A 15,048-nucleotide genomic window follows, 5' to 3' on the forward strand; every position below is an offset into this window, starting at 1 on the left:
TGGCTCAGCAAAGCTGAGCCTGTGGAGGGGCGCTGCCCCTCTTGGCCCTGAAGGGCCAATTCACCCCGGAGTATTTTTGGCGAAATGAAGCCTAGGCGGGTTCGGCGTTGGCGATCAGCCAGTCGCGGACCCGGGTTGCCTGTTCGATCATCTGCAGATCCTTGGACCAGACCAGCCAGAACCCGGCGCCGGTGTGCCAGGCCCAATCCTTGCGGGCGGTGAGCAGGCCCTGGTCAATCAGTTTGCGGGTCACGTGTTGCCAGCCAAAGGCAAAACCTTCGCCGGCCATGGCGGCCTGCAGGACGAGGGCATAGTCGTTGAGGCGCAGACCAGCGCTGGGGGCACGGTCGGTCACGCCATGATGGGCAAACCAGTCCCCCCAAGAGGGGCGCTCGCGGGTGGGTTCTTCGAGGTGGATCAGGCGTTCGTGCAACAGGTTTGGCACGGTCTTGAGATTCACGGCCGCGGCCATGACCTGGGGGCTGGCGATGGGATAGATCACCTCGGGGGCGATCAGGGCGGCGTGGCAGTCATCCCAGTTGCCATATCCGCGCCTGATGCCGAGGCTGATCGATTCGGCGACAAGGTCGGGTTCCCGGTCGCTGGTTTGCAGACGCAGGTCGATGTCGGGGTGATCCGCGTTGAAGGCCCCCAGGCGCGGCACCATCCAGTAGTTGGCAAAAGCGGTGGACACCGAGAGGGTGACATGATCGTTGCGCCCCCTTTGATGCACGGCGCGGGCCGAATTGAGAATACGCTCGAGCGCCACGGAAACGTCTGAAAACAAACGCTCTCCTGCCGGGGTGAGGGTCACCGAGCGATGCGCGCGGTGAAAGAGCGGGACGGCGAGGGACGCTTCCAGCTGGCGGATTGCGGCGCTGACGGCGGGCTGTTGTACGTTCAGCTCCTGCGCCGCCCGGGTGAATGAGCCAAGGCGGGCGGCGGCCTCGAAAAAGATGAGGTGGCGGGGCGAGGTGAGCAGTTTCCACAGTTCTTGCATAACTGTGGTTTATCCAAAGCATCAGAATTTTCAAGGATCACGAGGTCTGGTGCCCGTATTACCATGCCCCTGATTTATGCGTTCAGGAGATCCTCAATGGCCAGACGTGCCCGCGCATCCCGCGCCCGTGCCACCGCGCCCTCATCGGTGCAGGCGTCGCCGTTCATTCAGCGATCCTTGCCGTTCTTTGATGTTCTGGACGACGAGAAAATCGCCCGCCTGGAGGATCAGGTCGACTGGATCATGCAAGAGGTTGGCATTGCCTTTCGCGATGACCCCGAAGCTCTGCGTATCTGGCAGGCGGCGGGGGCAAAGGTGGATGGGGATATCATCCGGGCACCAGCGGATTGGCTGCGTGACCTGTGCAAGACCGCGCCGCGTGAGTTCACGCAAGTGGCGCGCAACCCCGAGCGGTCCGTCACCATGGGCGGCACAAATCAGGTCTTTGCGCCGATCTATGGCGCGCCCTTTGTGCGCGATCTTGAGGGGGGGCGCCGGTACGGTGACATGGATGCCTTTGAGAAGCTGGTCAAGCTGAGCTATATGCATCCGAACCTGCATCACGGTGGGTTCGTGACCTGTGAACCCTGTGACGTGCCGGTCAGCAAACGGCATCTGGATATGCTGTTCACCCACATGACCTGTTCCGACAAACCGCACCTGGGCGCGATCACCGAGATGAGCCGGGCGCAGGACAGTATCGACATGGCCGAGATCGTGCATGGTGCTGATTTCATGGAGGAAAACTGCGTCATCATGGGGAACGTCAACACCAACTCGCCGCTGCTGGTGGACAAGGTGGTGACCGAGGCGATCCGGGTTTACTGCGGGCGAGGACAGGGGATCGTTGTGGTGCCGTTCATCCTGTCGGGGGCGATGGGGCCTGTTTCAACAGCGGCGAGTGTGGCGCAGGCCATGGCCGAGGCGCTGATGTGCTGTGCGTTTTCACAGCTGGTGCGGCCCGGTGCACCCTTTGTGCTGGGCAACTTCCTGTCGTCGATGTCGCTCAAGTCCGGGGCGCCGACCTTTGGCATGCCCGAGCCGGTGATGTCGAACTATGCCATTGGCCAGATGGCCCGGCGCGCTGGTTTGCCGTTGCGCTGTGGCGGGTCGCTGACAGCGTCCAAGATCGAGGATGCGCAGGCGGCTTACGAGAGCGCGGATTCGATGCATTCCACCATGCTGGCCGGGGCAAATTTTGTATTGCACGCAGCAGGTTGGCTTGAGGGCGGGCTGTGCACGGGGTTTGAGAAACTCATCATGGATGCGGATCGTTTGGGGGGCTATCAGAAGCTCTCGCAGGGCCTCGATGTCAGCGACGAAGCCTTGGCGCGGGATGCTTACGCCGAGGTGGCGCCGGGCGGGCACTTCCTGGGGTCGGCGCACACCATGCGCAACTATCAGACCGCGTTTTACGAGCCGAAACTCAGCGACAGTGAAAACGTTGAAAGCTGGGAAGAAGGTGGCTCAAAAGACATGCGCCGCCGCGCCTATGAACGCTGGAACGAGATGCTGAACCAGTATGAGACCCCGCCCATGGACGAGGCAAAACGCGAAGAACTGAGTGCCTATGTGGCGCGGCGGAAAGAGGAGTTGCCGGATGCCTGGTACTGATCTCTTGCCCCTGTCTCAGCTTATGCAAACTCTTGAAAAACCCCTGTCTGTATCGCGTCGGTATGACGTCGGTATTACGTCGGTGCGACCGTTCGCTGCCGACACCATTTGTTCATAAGGAAACCGGAAGATGTCCGACACGTTCGCTCAATCGACGTTGAACATTCACAAAGAAGAATCCTCGGAGGGCAAGAAGCTGCCCAGCCACGCCAAGGTGGTGGTGATCGGCGGCGGTGTTGTCGGGTGTTCGATCCTGTTTCACCTGGCCAAGTTCGGCTGGAAAGATGCGGTGCTGTTAGAGCGGGACGAGCTGACCAGCGGTTCGTCGTGGCACGCGGCGGGGCAGATTCACACGATCAGCTCTGACCCCAATATCAGCCGCCTGCAGAGCTATACCATCGACCTCTATAAAGAGATCGAAGAGACCTCGGGGCATTCGGTGGGTCTGCACATCACGGGCGGGTTCTATCTGGCGTCGAACAAGACATGGTATGACTACCTCAAGCGTGAGCGGTCGAAAGCGCGCTACATGGGGCTGAATCAGGAATTCATCAGCCCGAAAGAGGTGGCCGAACGGCACCCGCTGATTGATCCAAAGCACTATCACGCGGCCCTGTGGGACGATCAGGACGGTGATCTTGACCCCTCGGGCGCGACCTATGCCTTTGCCAAGTCGGCGCGGGTGCACGGGGCGCAGTATTTCACCCATTGCGGTGTGACGGCGATGAGTCAGCGCCCGGATGGGTCGTGGGACCTGACCACGCCCAAGGGCATGATCAACGCCGAGCATGTGGTGAACTGCGGTGGCCTCTGGGCGCGCGAGGTGGGGCATATGTCGGGCATCCATCTGCCGGTGCAACCGATGGAGCACCATTACCTGATCACCGACAAGATTGACGCCGTGGTCAATCATGGCGCGCGTCTGCCGGCGGGGATTGACTACGAAGCCAACATCTATTTCCGGCAGGAACGGCAGGGCATGCTGCTGGGCACCTATGAGCCGAAGGGGACACCGTGGAAGGTGGACGGCACGCCGTGGGACTTTGGGCATGAGCTGTTGCAGCCTGATCTGGACCGCATTGCCGACCGGCTGGAGATGTCGTTCGAGCGTATTCCGGCGATTGGCGAGGCCGGGATCAAGGACATGATCAACGGGCCGTTTACCTTTGGCCCAGATGGCAACCCGATGATCGGTCCGGTGCCGGGGATGAAAAACTACTGGGTCGCTGTGGGTGTCATGGCGGGCTTCTGTCAGGGCGGCGGCGTGGGGCTGACCATGGCCGAATGGATGATTGACGGCGAGCCGTCGATTGACGTCTGGGCGATGGATGTGGCGCGGTTTGGCGAGTTTGCGACGCCGGATTGGGGCACCATCAAGTCGACCGAGAATTACGAGCGTCGGTTCGTCATGACCTTCCCGAACGAGACCCTGCCCAAGGGGCGCATGCAGAAGACCACCGCACTCTATGATCGGCTGGTGGCCAAGGGTGCGCGGATGGATCAGGGCTTTGGTCTGGAGAACGCGCTGTGGTTCGCGGATGGGCCGGAAGATGCCCACGAAGAGCCGAGTTTTGAGCGCAACCGCAGCCACGATTATGTCGCCCGCGAGGTCAAGGCGGTGCGCGAGGCCGTGGGCGGGATCGAGATTGCGAACTTTGCCAAACACGAGTTCAAAGGGGCGGGCGCACGGGCGTATTTAGACACTATCCTTGCCGGATTCGTGCCCAAACCGGGGCGGCTGACTCTGACGCCGATGCTGACACCCAAGGGCAAACTCTACGGTGATCTGACGGTGGCGTGCCTGGCCGAGGATCATTTCATGCTGTTCGGTTCGGGCGCCATGCAAGAGGCGCACCGCCGGTGGTTTGAAAAGGACCTGCCCGCGGATGTGAGCTATCAGAATGTCTCGGACGACTGGCATGGCATCGCCCTGTCGGGGCCAAATTCGCGCGCGTTGTTGCAGCGGCTGACCCGCGAGGATGTCAGCGCCGAGGCCTTCAAGTTCCGTGACCTGCGCCAGACCTTTGTCGGCGGGGTGCCGGTGATCCTGAACCGGATCTCGTTCTCGGGAGAGCTGGGGTATGAGATCTACTGCAAACCGCAGTACCTGTTGCGACTGGCCGAAGCGATCGAAGAGGCGGGGGCCGATCTGGGCTATCGCTGGTATGGCGCGCGGGCGCTGATGTCGATGCGGTTGGAAAAGGGATGGGGCGTGTGGACGCTGGACTTCCGCCCGGATTTCGACGCGGTGGAAAGCGGCATGGACGTCTTTATCAACTGGAACAAGGATTTTGTCGGAAAAGCCGCAACAGCTGACGCAAAACAGGCCGGTCCGGCCCGCAGGCTTGTGACATTGACCATCGATGTTGACGGAATCGATGTGTCCAATGACGAGGCGATCCTGAAAGATGGCGAAGCGGTTGGCTATATCTCATCGGGTGGCTATGCCCATCACGTACAAAAGTCGATGGCCATGGGCTATGTCGCGACCGAACACGCTGCGCCGGGCACCCTGTTACAGGTCGAAATCCTGGGCGAAATGTTTGACGCCGAGGTTCAGGGTGCGCCTGTCTACGATGCCAATGGCGCCAACATGCGCGCGTGATGTTGTGAAACCGAGGAGGGTGCCATGACGAAACCTGTGCCCTTGTCCACAAAAGCCGCGCAACCGGTGACGTCGGTTGCGCTCAAACGTTATGTGTTCCTGCTGCTGAACGATTTTTCGCAACTCAGCTTTACCTGTGCGCTGGAAGCCCTGCGCATGGCCAACGGGTTCGAGGACAAACGGTGGTTTGACTGGTTGGTGGTTGGCGAGACCGGTGACCCTGTGCGGGCCTCGAACGGGTTGTCGATGATGGTCGACAGCGCGCTCTGCGAACTGAGCCGCCATGACACGCTGATCGTGGTGGGTGGCGATAACATTGCCGCCAACTCGACCCTGGGCATCATGAACTGGCTGCGACGGCAGGCGCGGCTGGGGGTTTGTGTGGGCGCGCTGGGCAGCGGCTCTTACACGCTGGCCAATGCCGGATTGCTGCGGGATCGGCCCGCCACGACCCATTGGGTCTATCATTCGACCTTTGCCGAGGTCTTTCCGGCGGTGGACCTGCGGGACGCGTTGTTCGCGATTGACAGCGACCGGCCAACCTGTGCCGGAGGGGCGGCGTCGATGGACATGATGCTGCATCTGATCGAGCGCGATCAGGGCCGCGATCTGGCCAATCACGTGGCCGATCAGATGGTTTATACCAGCCCGCGCCGCGAGGATCAGAACCAGCGCCTGTCCCTGCATCTGCGCGCCGGCACGCGGCACACCAAGTTCGCCGAAGCCATCCGCATCATGGACGAGCATATCGAACAGCCCATGTCCCCGGCCGCAATCGCTGAGATGGTTGCGCTTTCGGGGCGTCAGCTCGAGCGCCTGTTCCGCAAGCACCTGGGCACCACGCCGAAAGCCTATTACATCGGGTTGCGTCTGGCCAAAGCGCGCGAGTTGCTGTTTCACACCAACATGAGCCTGTCCGAGATTTGCTTTGCCTGTGGCTTCAACTCTCAAACCCATTTTTCCAAGAGCTATCGCGCCCGCTATGGCGTCGCCCCAAGCCGCGATGTGGGGCGAAACTAGAGTCTGTTTCAGCGAAACTAGGCTGTTTCTCGACCCTGGGCGGATGCAAATCCGGGGCGTCGTCGTCATCGAACAGGTCTGACCGGAAGCGGTGCCTGGGCGGTGCGTGATCACCAATGCGTCAGCTGATTGAAATGGGTATTTGTAATTCCAGCCACAGCCCCATTTAATATCGTGAAGCGAATTGGACGACAGGAGACGCCTATGACCACCTATCGCCGGGACCCGGACGCGCTTGCGGCGCTGACGGATGAACAATTCTGGGTCACCCAGGAAAGCGGCACCGAGCGGCCCGGAACGGGTAAGCTGCTGAACAACAAAGAGCCGGGGATCTACGTGGACGTGGTGTCGGGTGAGCCGTTGTTTGCCAGTTCGGACAAATATGACTCAGGCTGTGGCTGGCCAAGCTTTACCAAGCCCATCGAGACCGCGCATGTGACTGAACATCATGACAGCACCCATGGCATGGTGCGGGTTGAGGTGCGGTCCAAGCATGGGGACAGCCATCTGGGGCATGTGTTCCCCGATGGCCCCGTGGACCGGGGTGGCATGCGCTATTGCATCAACTCGGCCAGCTTGCGGTTCGTGCACCGCGATGACATGGAGGCCGAAGGGTATGGGGCATATCTGGCGCAGGTTGAGGAGATCGGCAATGACTGAGCGGGCGGTTCTGGCAGGCGGGTGCTTTTGGGGCATGGAAGAGCTGATCCGCAGGATGGACGGCGTGGTGTCAACGCGGGTGGGCTATACCGGCGGCGACGTGCCCAATGCCACCTATCGCGATCACGGCACCCATGCGGAGGGGATCGAGATCACCTATGACCCGGCGCGTTTGAGTTACCGCAAGATCCTGGAGTTCTTTTTCCAGATCCACGACCCGACGACGGCAAATCGGCAAGGCAATGACGTTGGCATGTCCTATCGGTCGGCGATCTACTATGTGAGCGCCGATCAAAAGGCCGTGGCCGAGGACACCATTGCAGATGTGGATGCCTCGGGGCTATGGCCCGGCAAGGTGGTGACCGAGGTCGCGCCGGTGGGTGATTTCTGGGAGGCCGAGGACTATCACCAGGATTACCTGGTGAAGAACCCCAACGGCTATACCTGTCATTTTGTGCGTCCCGATTGGGTATTGCCCAAGCGGGAGGGGTAATCCTCCCGCCTTGGACGCATCGCTGGCGCGATGTGTCCGCGTTGGGCGTGGCTCAGCAAAGCTGAGCCTGATGAGGGGCGCTGCCCCTCTTGGCCTGCGGCCAATTCACCCCGAAGTATTTTTGGCGAAATGAAGTTCAGGCGTTTTTTTCCGCGTCCAGCATGGCGCGCAGGGCGGCCTTGTAGGTGGGGTGTTTCAGGGTGACGCCCAGTTCCTGTTTGATGCGGGTGTTGTGTACGCATTTGCTGTCGGAATAAAAGCTGCGGGCCATGGGGCTCATCTGTGCCTCTTCAAATGGTACCTCTGGGGGGGGCTCCATGTTCAGGAGTTCGGCGGCGTATTCGATGACGTCCTGTGGCGGGGCGGGATCATCGTCGCAGACGTTGTAGATGCGGCCTGGGTTGGGATTGGCCATGGAGGCCATCAGCACCTGGGCGATGTCTTCGATATGGGTGCGGCTGAAGACCTGGTTTTTCTTGATGATACGCTGGGCGGTGCCTTTGCGCAGTTTGGCAAAGGGGCCACGACCGGGGCCATAGATGCCGGCGAGGCGGAAGATGTGGATGGGCAGGCCGGGAATGTCGCGCCATTCGCGTTCCGCCAGCACCCGACGCTGGCCGCGGAGGGTGGCGGGATCGGTGGGTGAGTCTTCATCGACCCAGCCACCGTCGTGATCGCCATAGACGCCCGTGGTCGACAGGTAACCAACCCATTTCAGGTTCGGCATGGCGTCGAGGATGGCCGCGCGGTGATCGCGCAGGACAGGGTCGCCCTGATCGTCCGGAGAGATCGAGGTGAGGAGGTGGGTGACACCCCGAAGCGCCTGCTCCATGTCGCAGGGCCACAGGAGAGGTTCGATGCCTTCCGCTTCAAAGGCGGCGCATTTTTCAGGTTTACGGGTGGTCCCGATGACGCGCCAGCCGAGCGGCACCAGTTGGCGGCCCAGTTCGCGGGCGGAAAACCCGTGGCCGAGGGAGAGCAAAGTCTTGGTCATGGAAGGAAACTGCCGATTTGGGGCGGGGCAATCAAGCGAAACCCTTGATTGAGACAAAGTCACGCGGTTCAGTGGGGGGATGACAGAGAAACCCAAGACCGATCCCAGCCTTGACGGGGCTTACGCGCTGAAGACCCCGGAAGATTCCAAGAAGCTTTATGCCACATGGGCCGAGAGCTACGATGAAACCTTTGCCGAGGCGCATGATTACCTGTCGCCGCGTTTGGTGGCCGAGGCCTTTCGGGAGGCGGGCGGATGCGGGCCGGTGCTGGATGTCGGCGCGGGCACCGGGCTGTGCGGCGCGGCGCTGGTGGGCTTGGGCGTGGGGCCGGTTGAGGCGACGGACATCTCGCAAGAGATGCTGGACGTGGCCGCGACCAAGGGCATTTATGCGCGGCTGTTTGTCGGCGATCTGACCGCGCAGTTGCCGGTGGCGGATGAGAGCTATGCCGGGATTGTCAGCTCGGGCACCTTTACCAATGGCCATGTGGGACCCGAAGCCTTTGACGAGCTGCTGCGCATTGCCCGGCCCGGCGCGCAGTTTGCCCTGTCGATCAACACCGAGCATTACGTGGCCGAAGGGTTCGAGGCCAAGCTGGAGGCCCTGTCAGATCAGATCACCGATCTGCGCCTGCCGGTGATCCGGTTCTACGGCGAAAATGCCACCGGGGATCACAAGGATGACACCGGCTATGTCGCGCTTTTCCGCAAGGTTAGAGACTGATGTTTCGTGAATGACGGCCGGTTTTGCACTGGAATGGGGCAGATGCCACGCGACCGCGCCCCGATCGGTCAGCTCTTGGTCACAAGCGTGGCACATCCGGCACAGCGGTCCTGGCCGAGGTTGCCTTCGGTCAATCAGAAGTGTCGATTTGTGGCCATTGTGCATTTCCAAGAGCGCCAGCGCATTGGCCTTAATCTGGTGTTAGAGAAGGTGATCGCGCCAGGTTTCTGATGCGTTGTGCCCGAGTGCCGGGTCTCACGGTCGCCCCGAAACTCAAGGGGTCCTTATGTGCGGCCCGAGACAGCGCCCGAGTAACGAACCGGCAACAATATCTCAGGACGTGTTAAAAAAATATTGACAGGATAGCCTGCGATTCTTCTATTTTTATGCCATTATTGCAACTTTTTTTGACGGGTTATCCATGAAACGTTCTCTGGCTTTTCTGTGCCTGATGACACTTGGGGCCAATTCTGCCCTGGCACAGGCACTTACTTGTGACACTTTCAACGGAACATCGGGGACAATTGCCATCCGGCAGGCGTATAGCGTTTCGCTGCAGGCTGGCGAGACGATCACGGCGGGAACAACGACACCGACCACAACCAATATGGAGATTGGCAGCACGCTGTGCGGCCCGAGGTTTTCTGGCGGGTCATGTCAGGGTGTGACCTATACGGCGGCTTCTGCCGAGTCGGTCAGCATCGAAGTTGTCTATACCTCGGCAGGTGTTTCCGGTCCGGTCGGGGCGCAGTACAGCTTTGCCTGTGGGACAGGCGGCGGAGGCGGTGGTGGTGGAACCTCCAGCGAAGCCGCGGCTGAGGGGGCCGCCGCAGCGGCCGTCGGGGCGGGTGGCCAGAACACCGCCGTGGGCAATGCGTTGGGAAATGCGCTGGCGGGACGAAACGGCAATGGCGGGGCGACCGCGACGCGCAATGGCATGTTCCTTTCAACACAAGGCGAAAGCGGCACGTGGTCCTATTGGGCCGGACTCAGTGGGCGTCACTTCTCGGGGGACTTTGACGGCGACAACGTCGATCTGGTGTTTGGTGTCGATGTGGAAGTCGGCGGCAACACGATCCTGGGTCTGGCGGGCGCATATGGCATGCTCGACATCACGGCATCGGGTACAAGGTACGAGGCGGACACCTTTGCGATTGGCCCCTATCTTCAGACACGGTTTGGCGGCGGATTGGAGCTGGAGGCCTACGTCATGTACGGCGAGCCGGACTATACCGTTGCGGGGGCCACAAAGTTTGATGCCGAGCGGGTCTTTGGTGGCCTCAAGCTGACCGGAGAGGTGCCGGTGAACTGGGCGGTCCTGCGCCCGTCGGTCGGGTACCGAGGGTTCTCGGAAAAGATGCCTGCGCATACAGTTGGGCTGACGGCGGTTCCGGCACGCACCGTGAGCCAGAACACCGCAAATGTGTCGCTGCGAATGGATTTCCACGAGACCCAGGGCGGGCTGTTCCCTTACTTGACCGTTGGTCTGGATTTCAACGACTTTGACGATGGTCTGGGGGGTGGTGACACCTATGTGTCGCCCCGCTTGGCCGCCGGTTTCAAGATCGAGAGCCGCACGGGCACCTTTACCGTTGATCTGGACGGTGGCGAAATTGCGGATGGCACCAATGATGTTGGCCTGACAGTGCTGTTCAGCCGCAGTTTCTGATGTCGATTGGGGGCGTCATGCGCGCCCCCTTTCCAAGGTGTTATCGCCCCTTCCACACCGGATCGCGTTTCTCGGCAAAGGCGCGGGCGCCTTCCAGCTGATCCTCGGACGAATAGAGCACGTCGATGGATCGCAGCTGGCGCTGGGTGATGTGGTTCATGGCGTCCTGGAATTTCAGGTCCTCGGCGTCGCGCACCACCTCTTTGATGGCGGCGTAGACCAGCGGCGGGCCACTCGCCAACAGGCGCGCCAGCTCCCAGGCACGGTCCATCAGTTGGTCGCCCGGCACGATTTCGTTCACCAGACCCCAGCGATGCGCCTCATCCGCGTCGAACCAGCGACCGGTCAGCAACAGCTCCATGGCGATGTGATAGGGGATGCGCTTGGGCAGCTTGATGCTGGCGGCATCGGCCACGGTGCCCGAGCGGATTTCAGGCAGGGCAAAGCTGGCGTGATCGGCAGCAAGGATGATGTCGCCGGAAATGGCCAGTTCCAGACCGCCACCGCAGGCGATGCCGTTCACCGCCGAGATCACCGGCTTGTTCATGTCGCGCAGTTCCTGCAATCCGCCAAAGCCGCCGACGCCATAATCGCCGTCCACTTCGTCGCCATCGGCTGCGGCCTTGAGATCCCAGCCGGGGCAGAAGAACTTGTCACCGCCCCCGGTCAGGATGGCGACGCGCAACTCGGGGTCATCGCGGAACTCGCGGAACACCTCGCCCATGACGCGGCTGGTGGCGAGGTCGATGGCGTTGGCCTTGGGGCGGTCCAGCGTGACCTCGAGAATGGCGCCGTCGCGGCGGGTTTTGACGGGGCTGTCGGTCATGTTAGATCTCCAGAAAGGGTAAAAAGGTCAAAGTTAGGGTCTGTACCCGCAGGGATGCCGCACCGGACAGCAGCACCGCAGAGCATGCCGGATATCCCGATGTCGTCGCAATTCAAGGTGCCGATCGTGCGCATGAGGGTCTAGTCCTTTCGCCGCATCAGGGCATCTGCGGCCACCGCGTCGGTGGGGGTGCAGAGCAGGGGGTTCACCTCAATCTCTTCCAGACCCTCGGCATTGGCAAGAACATAGGCCTCGATCGCGCGGATGGCTTTCATCAGGGCGTCGCGGTCAGCTGCGGGCGCGCCACGGTAGCCGTCGAGCAGTTTTGAGATACGCAAAGCGGCCAAAGCGTCCGAGATCATCGCGTCGGTGGCGGGCAACAGCACACTTGCGCTGTCCTGCATCACCTCGGTCAGGGTTCCGCCGGCGGCCAAGGTCATGACAAAGCCATGGGCGGGGTCCTTGACCACACCAATCAACAACTCTGCAACAGCGCCTGTCACCATCTCTTCGACAAGAAAGTGGTCGGTCGGCATTCTGTCGGCGGCTTCACTGACCTCGCGCCCCGACATCAGGTTCAGCGCCACGGCCCCGGCTTCGGTCTTGTGGGCGATGCCTTCGCCCTTGAGCACCACAGGGGGGCCGATGTCGACCGCTGCGGCCCGCGCCGCGCTGGACGAGGTCACGCGTTTAAAGTTCGGCGTGCGCAGCCCGTGCCATGCCAACCGCCGCTTGGCCTCGGCCTCGGGGATCAATTCCGGCGAGACGCTGTCCGTGGGGAGGAGAACCGGAAGCGTCTCGCCGGGGCGGGGGCGCGATGCCGCCTCGCAGGCGGCTATGGCTTCGTCCAGCCCGGCAAAGGGCACGACGCCCGCCTCGATCAGGACCGAGGCGATGTCTTCGGTGATCAGCTCTGGCAAGGTCGCGACGACGGCCACATTGGCGTTGCGATCGGTCTTGGCCCCGATGGCAGCTTTGACCGCGCAATCCCAGTCGCGCGGGTCACAGCGGTCGGGGCGCGGAAAGTCCACAATCAACAGGGTCATGGCAAGCGACGGGTCCATCATCGCACCCCAGGCCCGTGTCATCGCCTCGGCGTCGCGCCAGATATAGGTGTGGTAATCCAGCGGATTGGCCAGCGCCACCATCGGCCCCAGGGCCGCGCGCAGGTCGGTCTTTTGCGTCTCGTTCAGCGGCGGAAAGACCACGCCGCGCCCATGGGCGGTGTCGGCGGCGAGACTGGCCTCGCCCCCCGAACAGCTGATCGAGGCGAGGCGGTTCGACGGCAGCCACCCGACGACGTGCAGCAGCTTCAGCGTCTCCAGAAAATCCGGGATCGAATGGAGCCGCGGGATGCCCAGCCGTCCGAGCAACGCCTCGGCGCCCGCATCCCCCCCGGCGAGAGAGGCGGTATGAGACACGGTTGCGGCCTGGGCCTGATCGGACTTGCCCACCTTCAGCGCGATGATCGGCTTACCCAGGGCGCGGGCCTTGTCGGCCAGGGCCTCGAACGCGCGCAGATCGCCGAACCCTTCGATGTGCAGCCCCAGCGCGGTGACGCGGGGATCGTCCAGCAACGCCTCGCCGATATGGGCGACACCTGACTGCGCCTGATTGCCCGCGGTGACCACATAGGCCACCGGCAGGCCGCGCATCTGCATGGTCATGTTGATCGCGATGTTTGAGCTTTGCGTGACAATCGCCACGCCCTTGTCGCAGGCTATGCCGCCGTGCTGATCGGGCCACAAAAGCGCGCCGTCCAGATAGTTCACAAAGCCATAGCAGTTGGGCCCCAGAAACGGCATATCGCCTGCCGCGTCCAGCAATTGCTCTTGCAGATCCTCGCCTTCGGCATCCTCGGCGGCGGCCTCGCGGAACCCGCTGGCGAAACACACGGCCCCCCCGGCGCCCCGTGCCGACAGGGCGCGCACGACGTCGATTGTGGCAAAGCGGTTCACACCGATAAAGGTCGCATCCGGCGCCTCGGGCAGGGCACCGACATCTTTGAAGGCAGGCAAGCCGCCCACCTGGTCCGCCTTGGGGTGCACGGGCCAGATGTCGCCCTGAAAACCCATCTTGTGGCACTGTTCGATCACCAGGGCGCACCATGCGCCGCCACCGACCACGGCGATGGTTTTAGGGCGGAATAGTCTCGAAAGATCGCGTGTCATCACTCACCTTGTGCTTGCGGAAACCAAAGAAGCCTCCGGCGGGAGTATTTGTAGCAAGATGAAGCTTCATTTCGCCAAAAGTACTCCCGCCGGAGGCATGAAATCTTATGCGCCCAAGGGGCGGAGCAGCTCGCGGCTGATGATGTGGCGCTGAATTTCCGAGGTGCCTTCCCAGATGCGCTCCACGCGGGCATCCCGCCAGATGCGTTCCAGCGGCAGCTCGTCCATCAGCCCCATGCCGCCGTGAATCTGGATCGCCTCATCCGCGACAAAGGCCAGCATCTCGGTGGCTTTCAGCTTGGCCATGGACATGTCGGTCTCAGTCACGGTGCCTTGATCGAACTTCCAGCCGGCCTCCCAGGTCAACAGGTTCGCGGCCTTCAGCTCCAGCGCCATATCGGCGAGCTTGAACGAGATGCCCTGGAACTTGCCGATCAGCTGGCCGAACTGTTTGCGTTCGGCGGCGTATTCGACCGAGTGTTGCAGCGCGCGTTCGGCGCGGCCCAGACAGGTGGCGGCAACCTGCAGGCGGGTGGCGCCGAGCCATGTGTTGGCAACCTCGAAGCCCTTGTCGACCTCGCCCAGCACCGCCGAGGACGGCAGGCGGCAATCATCGAATTCCAGTACGGCGTTGGTATAGCCGCGGTGGCTGACATTCTTGTAGCCTTCGCGCACGGAAAAGCCCGGCGTGCCCTTGTCGACAAAAAACGCGGTGATCTTTTTCTTGGGCCCGCGCGGGGTGTCCTCTTCGCCGGTCGCCATGAAGACAATCGAGAAATCGGCGATGTCGGCGTGGCTGATGAAATGCTTGGTGCCGTTCAGGATCCAGTCATCGCCATCCTTGCGGGCGCTGGCGGTCATGCCGCGCAGGTCCGATCCGGCACCTGGCTCGGTCATCGCCAGACAGTCCCATTTCTCGCCCTTCATGCAAGGATAGAGATACTTTTCCTTCTGCTCCTCAGTGCCTGCCAGCAGGATGTTCGAGGGCCGTGCCACAGCGGTCCAGTGCAGCGCATAATTGGCGCGGCCCAGTTCCTTTTCGTAGAGCAGCCATGACAGCGTATCGAGACCCGCGCCGCCCACCTCTTCGGGCATGTTGGCCGCGTATAGCCCGGCCTCCATCGCCTTTTTCTGGATCTCGCGCACAAGGTCCATATCAAGATGGCCGGTGCGTTCCACTTCCAGCTCGTGCGGGTAAAGTTCGTTCTCGACAAAGGCCCGCGTCGTGTCGACGATCATGGCCTGTTCTTCGGTCATTCCAAATTGCATGGG

13 protein-coding genes are annotated in these 15,048 nt (G+C 61.8%); 8 read left to right on the forward strand and 5 right to left on the reverse strand.

Translation table 11 applies throughout. The features are described 5' to 3' along the window. Positions 1 to 91: 91 nt before the first annotated feature. Positions 92 to 1,000, reverse strand: a complete 909-nt coding sequence (locus EK369_RS08485; RefSeq protein WP_127113496.1) for a LysR substrate-binding domain-containing protein — start codon at positions 998 to 1,000, stop codon at positions 92 to 94. Positions 1,001 to 1,096: 96 nt separating this feature from the next. Between EK369_RS08485 and EK369_RS08490 the strand changes: the two genes are divergently transcribed. The 5 genes from EK369_RS08490 (at position 1,097) to msrA (ending at position 7,392) form a co-directional block, all read left to right on the forward strand. Then, complete coding sequence (locus tag EK369_RS08490; RefSeq protein WP_127113498.1) at positions 1,097 to 2,614, forward strand: trimethylamine methyltransferase family protein; 1,518 nt, start codon at positions 1,097 to 1,099, stop codon at positions 2,612 to 2,614. 130 nt (positions 2,615 to 2,744) lie between these two features. Next, positions 2,745 to 5,219: a GcvT family protein gene (locus EK369_RS08495; protein WP_127113500.1), complete on the forward strand. Its 2,475-nt coding sequence runs from the start codon at positions 2,745 to 2,747 to the stop codon at positions 5,217 to 5,219. Positions 5,220 to 5,243: 24 nt separating this feature from the next. Beyond that, complete coding sequence (locus EK369_RS08500; protein WP_127113502.1) at positions 5,244 to 6,239, forward strand: GlxA family transcriptional regulator; 996 nt, start codon at positions 5,244 to 5,246, stop codon at positions 6,237 to 6,239. A gap of 204 nt (positions 6,240 to 6,443) precedes the next feature. Beyond that, the gene (gene msrB, locus EK369_RS08505; RefSeq protein WP_127113503.1) at positions 6,444 to 6,899 is read left to right on the forward strand and encodes a peptide-methionine (R)-S-oxide reductase MsrB; all 456 of its coding nucleotides are present in this window, start codon (positions 6,444 to 6,446) and stop codon (positions 6,897 to 6,899) included. Next, positions 6,892 to 7,392, forward strand: a complete 501-nt coding sequence (gene msrA / locus EK369_RS08510; protein ID WP_127113505.1) for a peptide-methionine (S)-S-oxide reductase MsrA — start codon at positions 6,892 to 6,894, stop codon at positions 7,390 to 7,392. Before msrB ends, msrA begins: the two co-directional genes overlap by 8 nt. Positions 7,393 to 7,528: 136 nt before the next feature. On the opposite strand, the gene EK369_RS08515 is transcribed toward msrA, so the two are convergent. Further along, positions 7,529 to 8,386, reverse strand: coding sequence for an SDR family oxidoreductase (locus EK369_RS08515; RefSeq protein ID WP_127113507.1), 858 nt, complete (start codon positions 8,384 to 8,386; stop codon positions 7,529 to 7,531). 79 nt (positions 8,387 to 8,465) lie between these two features. On the opposite strand from EK369_RS08515, the gene EK369_RS08520 reads away from it, so the two are divergent. From EK369_RS08520 to EK369_RS22295, 3 genes are all read left to right on the forward strand, one after another. Further along, entirely contained in the window at positions 8,466 to 9,110 is a 645-nt protein-coding gene (locus EK369_RS08520; RefSeq protein ID WP_127113509.1) for a class I SAM-dependent DNA methyltransferase, read from the forward strand. Positions 9,111 to 9,152: 42 nt separating this feature from the next. Further along, entirely contained in the window at positions 9,153 to 9,341 is a 189-nt protein-coding gene (locus EK369_RS08525; RefSeq protein WP_127113511.1) for a hypothetical protein, read from the forward strand. Positions 9,342 to 9,531: 190 nt separating this feature from the next. Next, positions 9,532 to 10,779, forward strand: a complete 1,248-nt coding sequence (locus tag EK369_RS22295) for an autotransporter domain-containing protein (RefSeq protein ID WP_127113512.1) — start codon at positions 9,532 to 9,534, stop codon at positions 10,777 to 10,779. Between the two features lie 40 nt (positions 10,780 to 10,819). On the opposite strand, the gene EK369_RS08535 is transcribed toward EK369_RS22295, so the two are convergent. The 3 genes from EK369_RS08535 to EK369_RS08545 form a co-directional block, all read right to left on the reverse strand. Further along, positions 10,820 to 11,605 carry a carnitinyl-CoA dehydratase gene (locus EK369_RS08535; RefSeq protein WP_127113514.1) on the reverse strand — a complete coding sequence of 262 codons (786 nt, stop codon included), beginning with the start codon at positions 11,603 to 11,605 and terminating at the stop codon, positions 10,820 to 10,822. 140 nt (positions 11,606 to 11,745) lie between these two features. After that, positions 11,746 to 13,776 (reverse strand): acetate--CoA ligase family protein, encoded by a 2,031-nt coding sequence (locus EK369_RS08540; protein WP_127113516.1) that lies wholly within the window; start codon positions 13,774 to 13,776, stop codon positions 11,746 to 11,748. 105 nt (positions 13,777 to 13,881) lie between these two features. Beyond that, positions 13,882 to 15,045, reverse strand: coding sequence for an acyl-CoA dehydrogenase family protein (locus EK369_RS08545; protein WP_127113518.1), 1,164 nt, complete (start codon positions 15,043 to 15,045; stop codon positions 13,882 to 13,884). Between the last annotated feature and the right edge of the window lie 3 nt (positions 15,046 to 15,048).

Source organism: Shimia sediminis (assembly GCF_003990645.1).
GTDB classification, from domain to species: domain Bacteria; phylum Pseudomonadota; class Alphaproteobacteria; order Rhodobacterales; family Rhodobacteraceae; genus Shimia; species Shimia sediminis.

Coding starts and splice junctions, on each gene's coding strand:
- EK369_RS08495 (WP_127113500.1), top strand. CDS start 2,745: ATGTCCGACACGTTCGCTCAATCGACGTTGAACATTCACAAAGAAGAA.
- EK369_RS08545 (WP_127113518.1), bottom strand. CDS start 15,045: ATGCAATTTGGAATGACCGAAGAACAGGCCATGATCGTCGACACGACG.
- msrA (WP_127113505.1), top strand. CDS start 6,892: ATGACTGAGCGGGCGGTTCTGGCAGGCGGGTGCTTTTGGGGCATGGAA.
- EK369_RS08535 (WP_127113514.1), bottom strand. CDS start 11,605: ATGACCGACAGCCCCGTCAAAACCCGCCGCGACGGCGCCATTCTCGAG.
- EK369_RS08500 (WP_127113502.1), top strand. CDS start 5,244: ATGACGAAACCTGTGCCCTTGTCCACAAAAGCCGCGCAACCGGTGACG.
- EK369_RS08485 (WP_127113496.1), bottom strand. CDS start 1,000: ATGCAAGAACTGTGGAAACTGCTCACCTCGCCCCGCCACCTCATCTTT.
- EK369_RS08540 (WP_127113516.1), bottom strand. CDS start 13,776: ATGACACGCGATCTTTCGAGACTATTCCGCCCTAAAACCATCGCCGTG.
- EK369_RS08515 (WP_127113507.1), bottom strand. CDS start 8,386: ATGACCAAGACTTTGCTCTCCCTCGGCCACGGGTTTTCCGCCCGCGAA.
- msrB (WP_127113503.1), top strand. CDS start 6,444: ATGACCACCTATCGCCGGGACCCGGACGCGCTTGCGGCGCTGACGGAT.
- EK369_RS08520 (WP_127113509.1), top strand. CDS start 8,466: ATGACAGAGAAACCCAAGACCGATCCCAGCCTTGACGGGGCTTACGCG.
- EK369_RS22295 (WP_127113512.1), top strand. CDS start 9,532: ATGAAACGTTCTCTGGCTTTTCTGTGCCTGATGACACTTGGGGCCAAT.
- EK369_RS08525 (WP_127113511.1), top strand. CDS start 9,153: ATGCCACGCGACCGCGCCCCGATCGGTCAGCTCTTGGTCACAAGCGTG.
- EK369_RS08490 (WP_127113498.1), top strand. CDS start 1,097: ATGGCCAGACGTGCCCGCGCATCCCGCGCCCGTGCCACCGCGCCCTCA.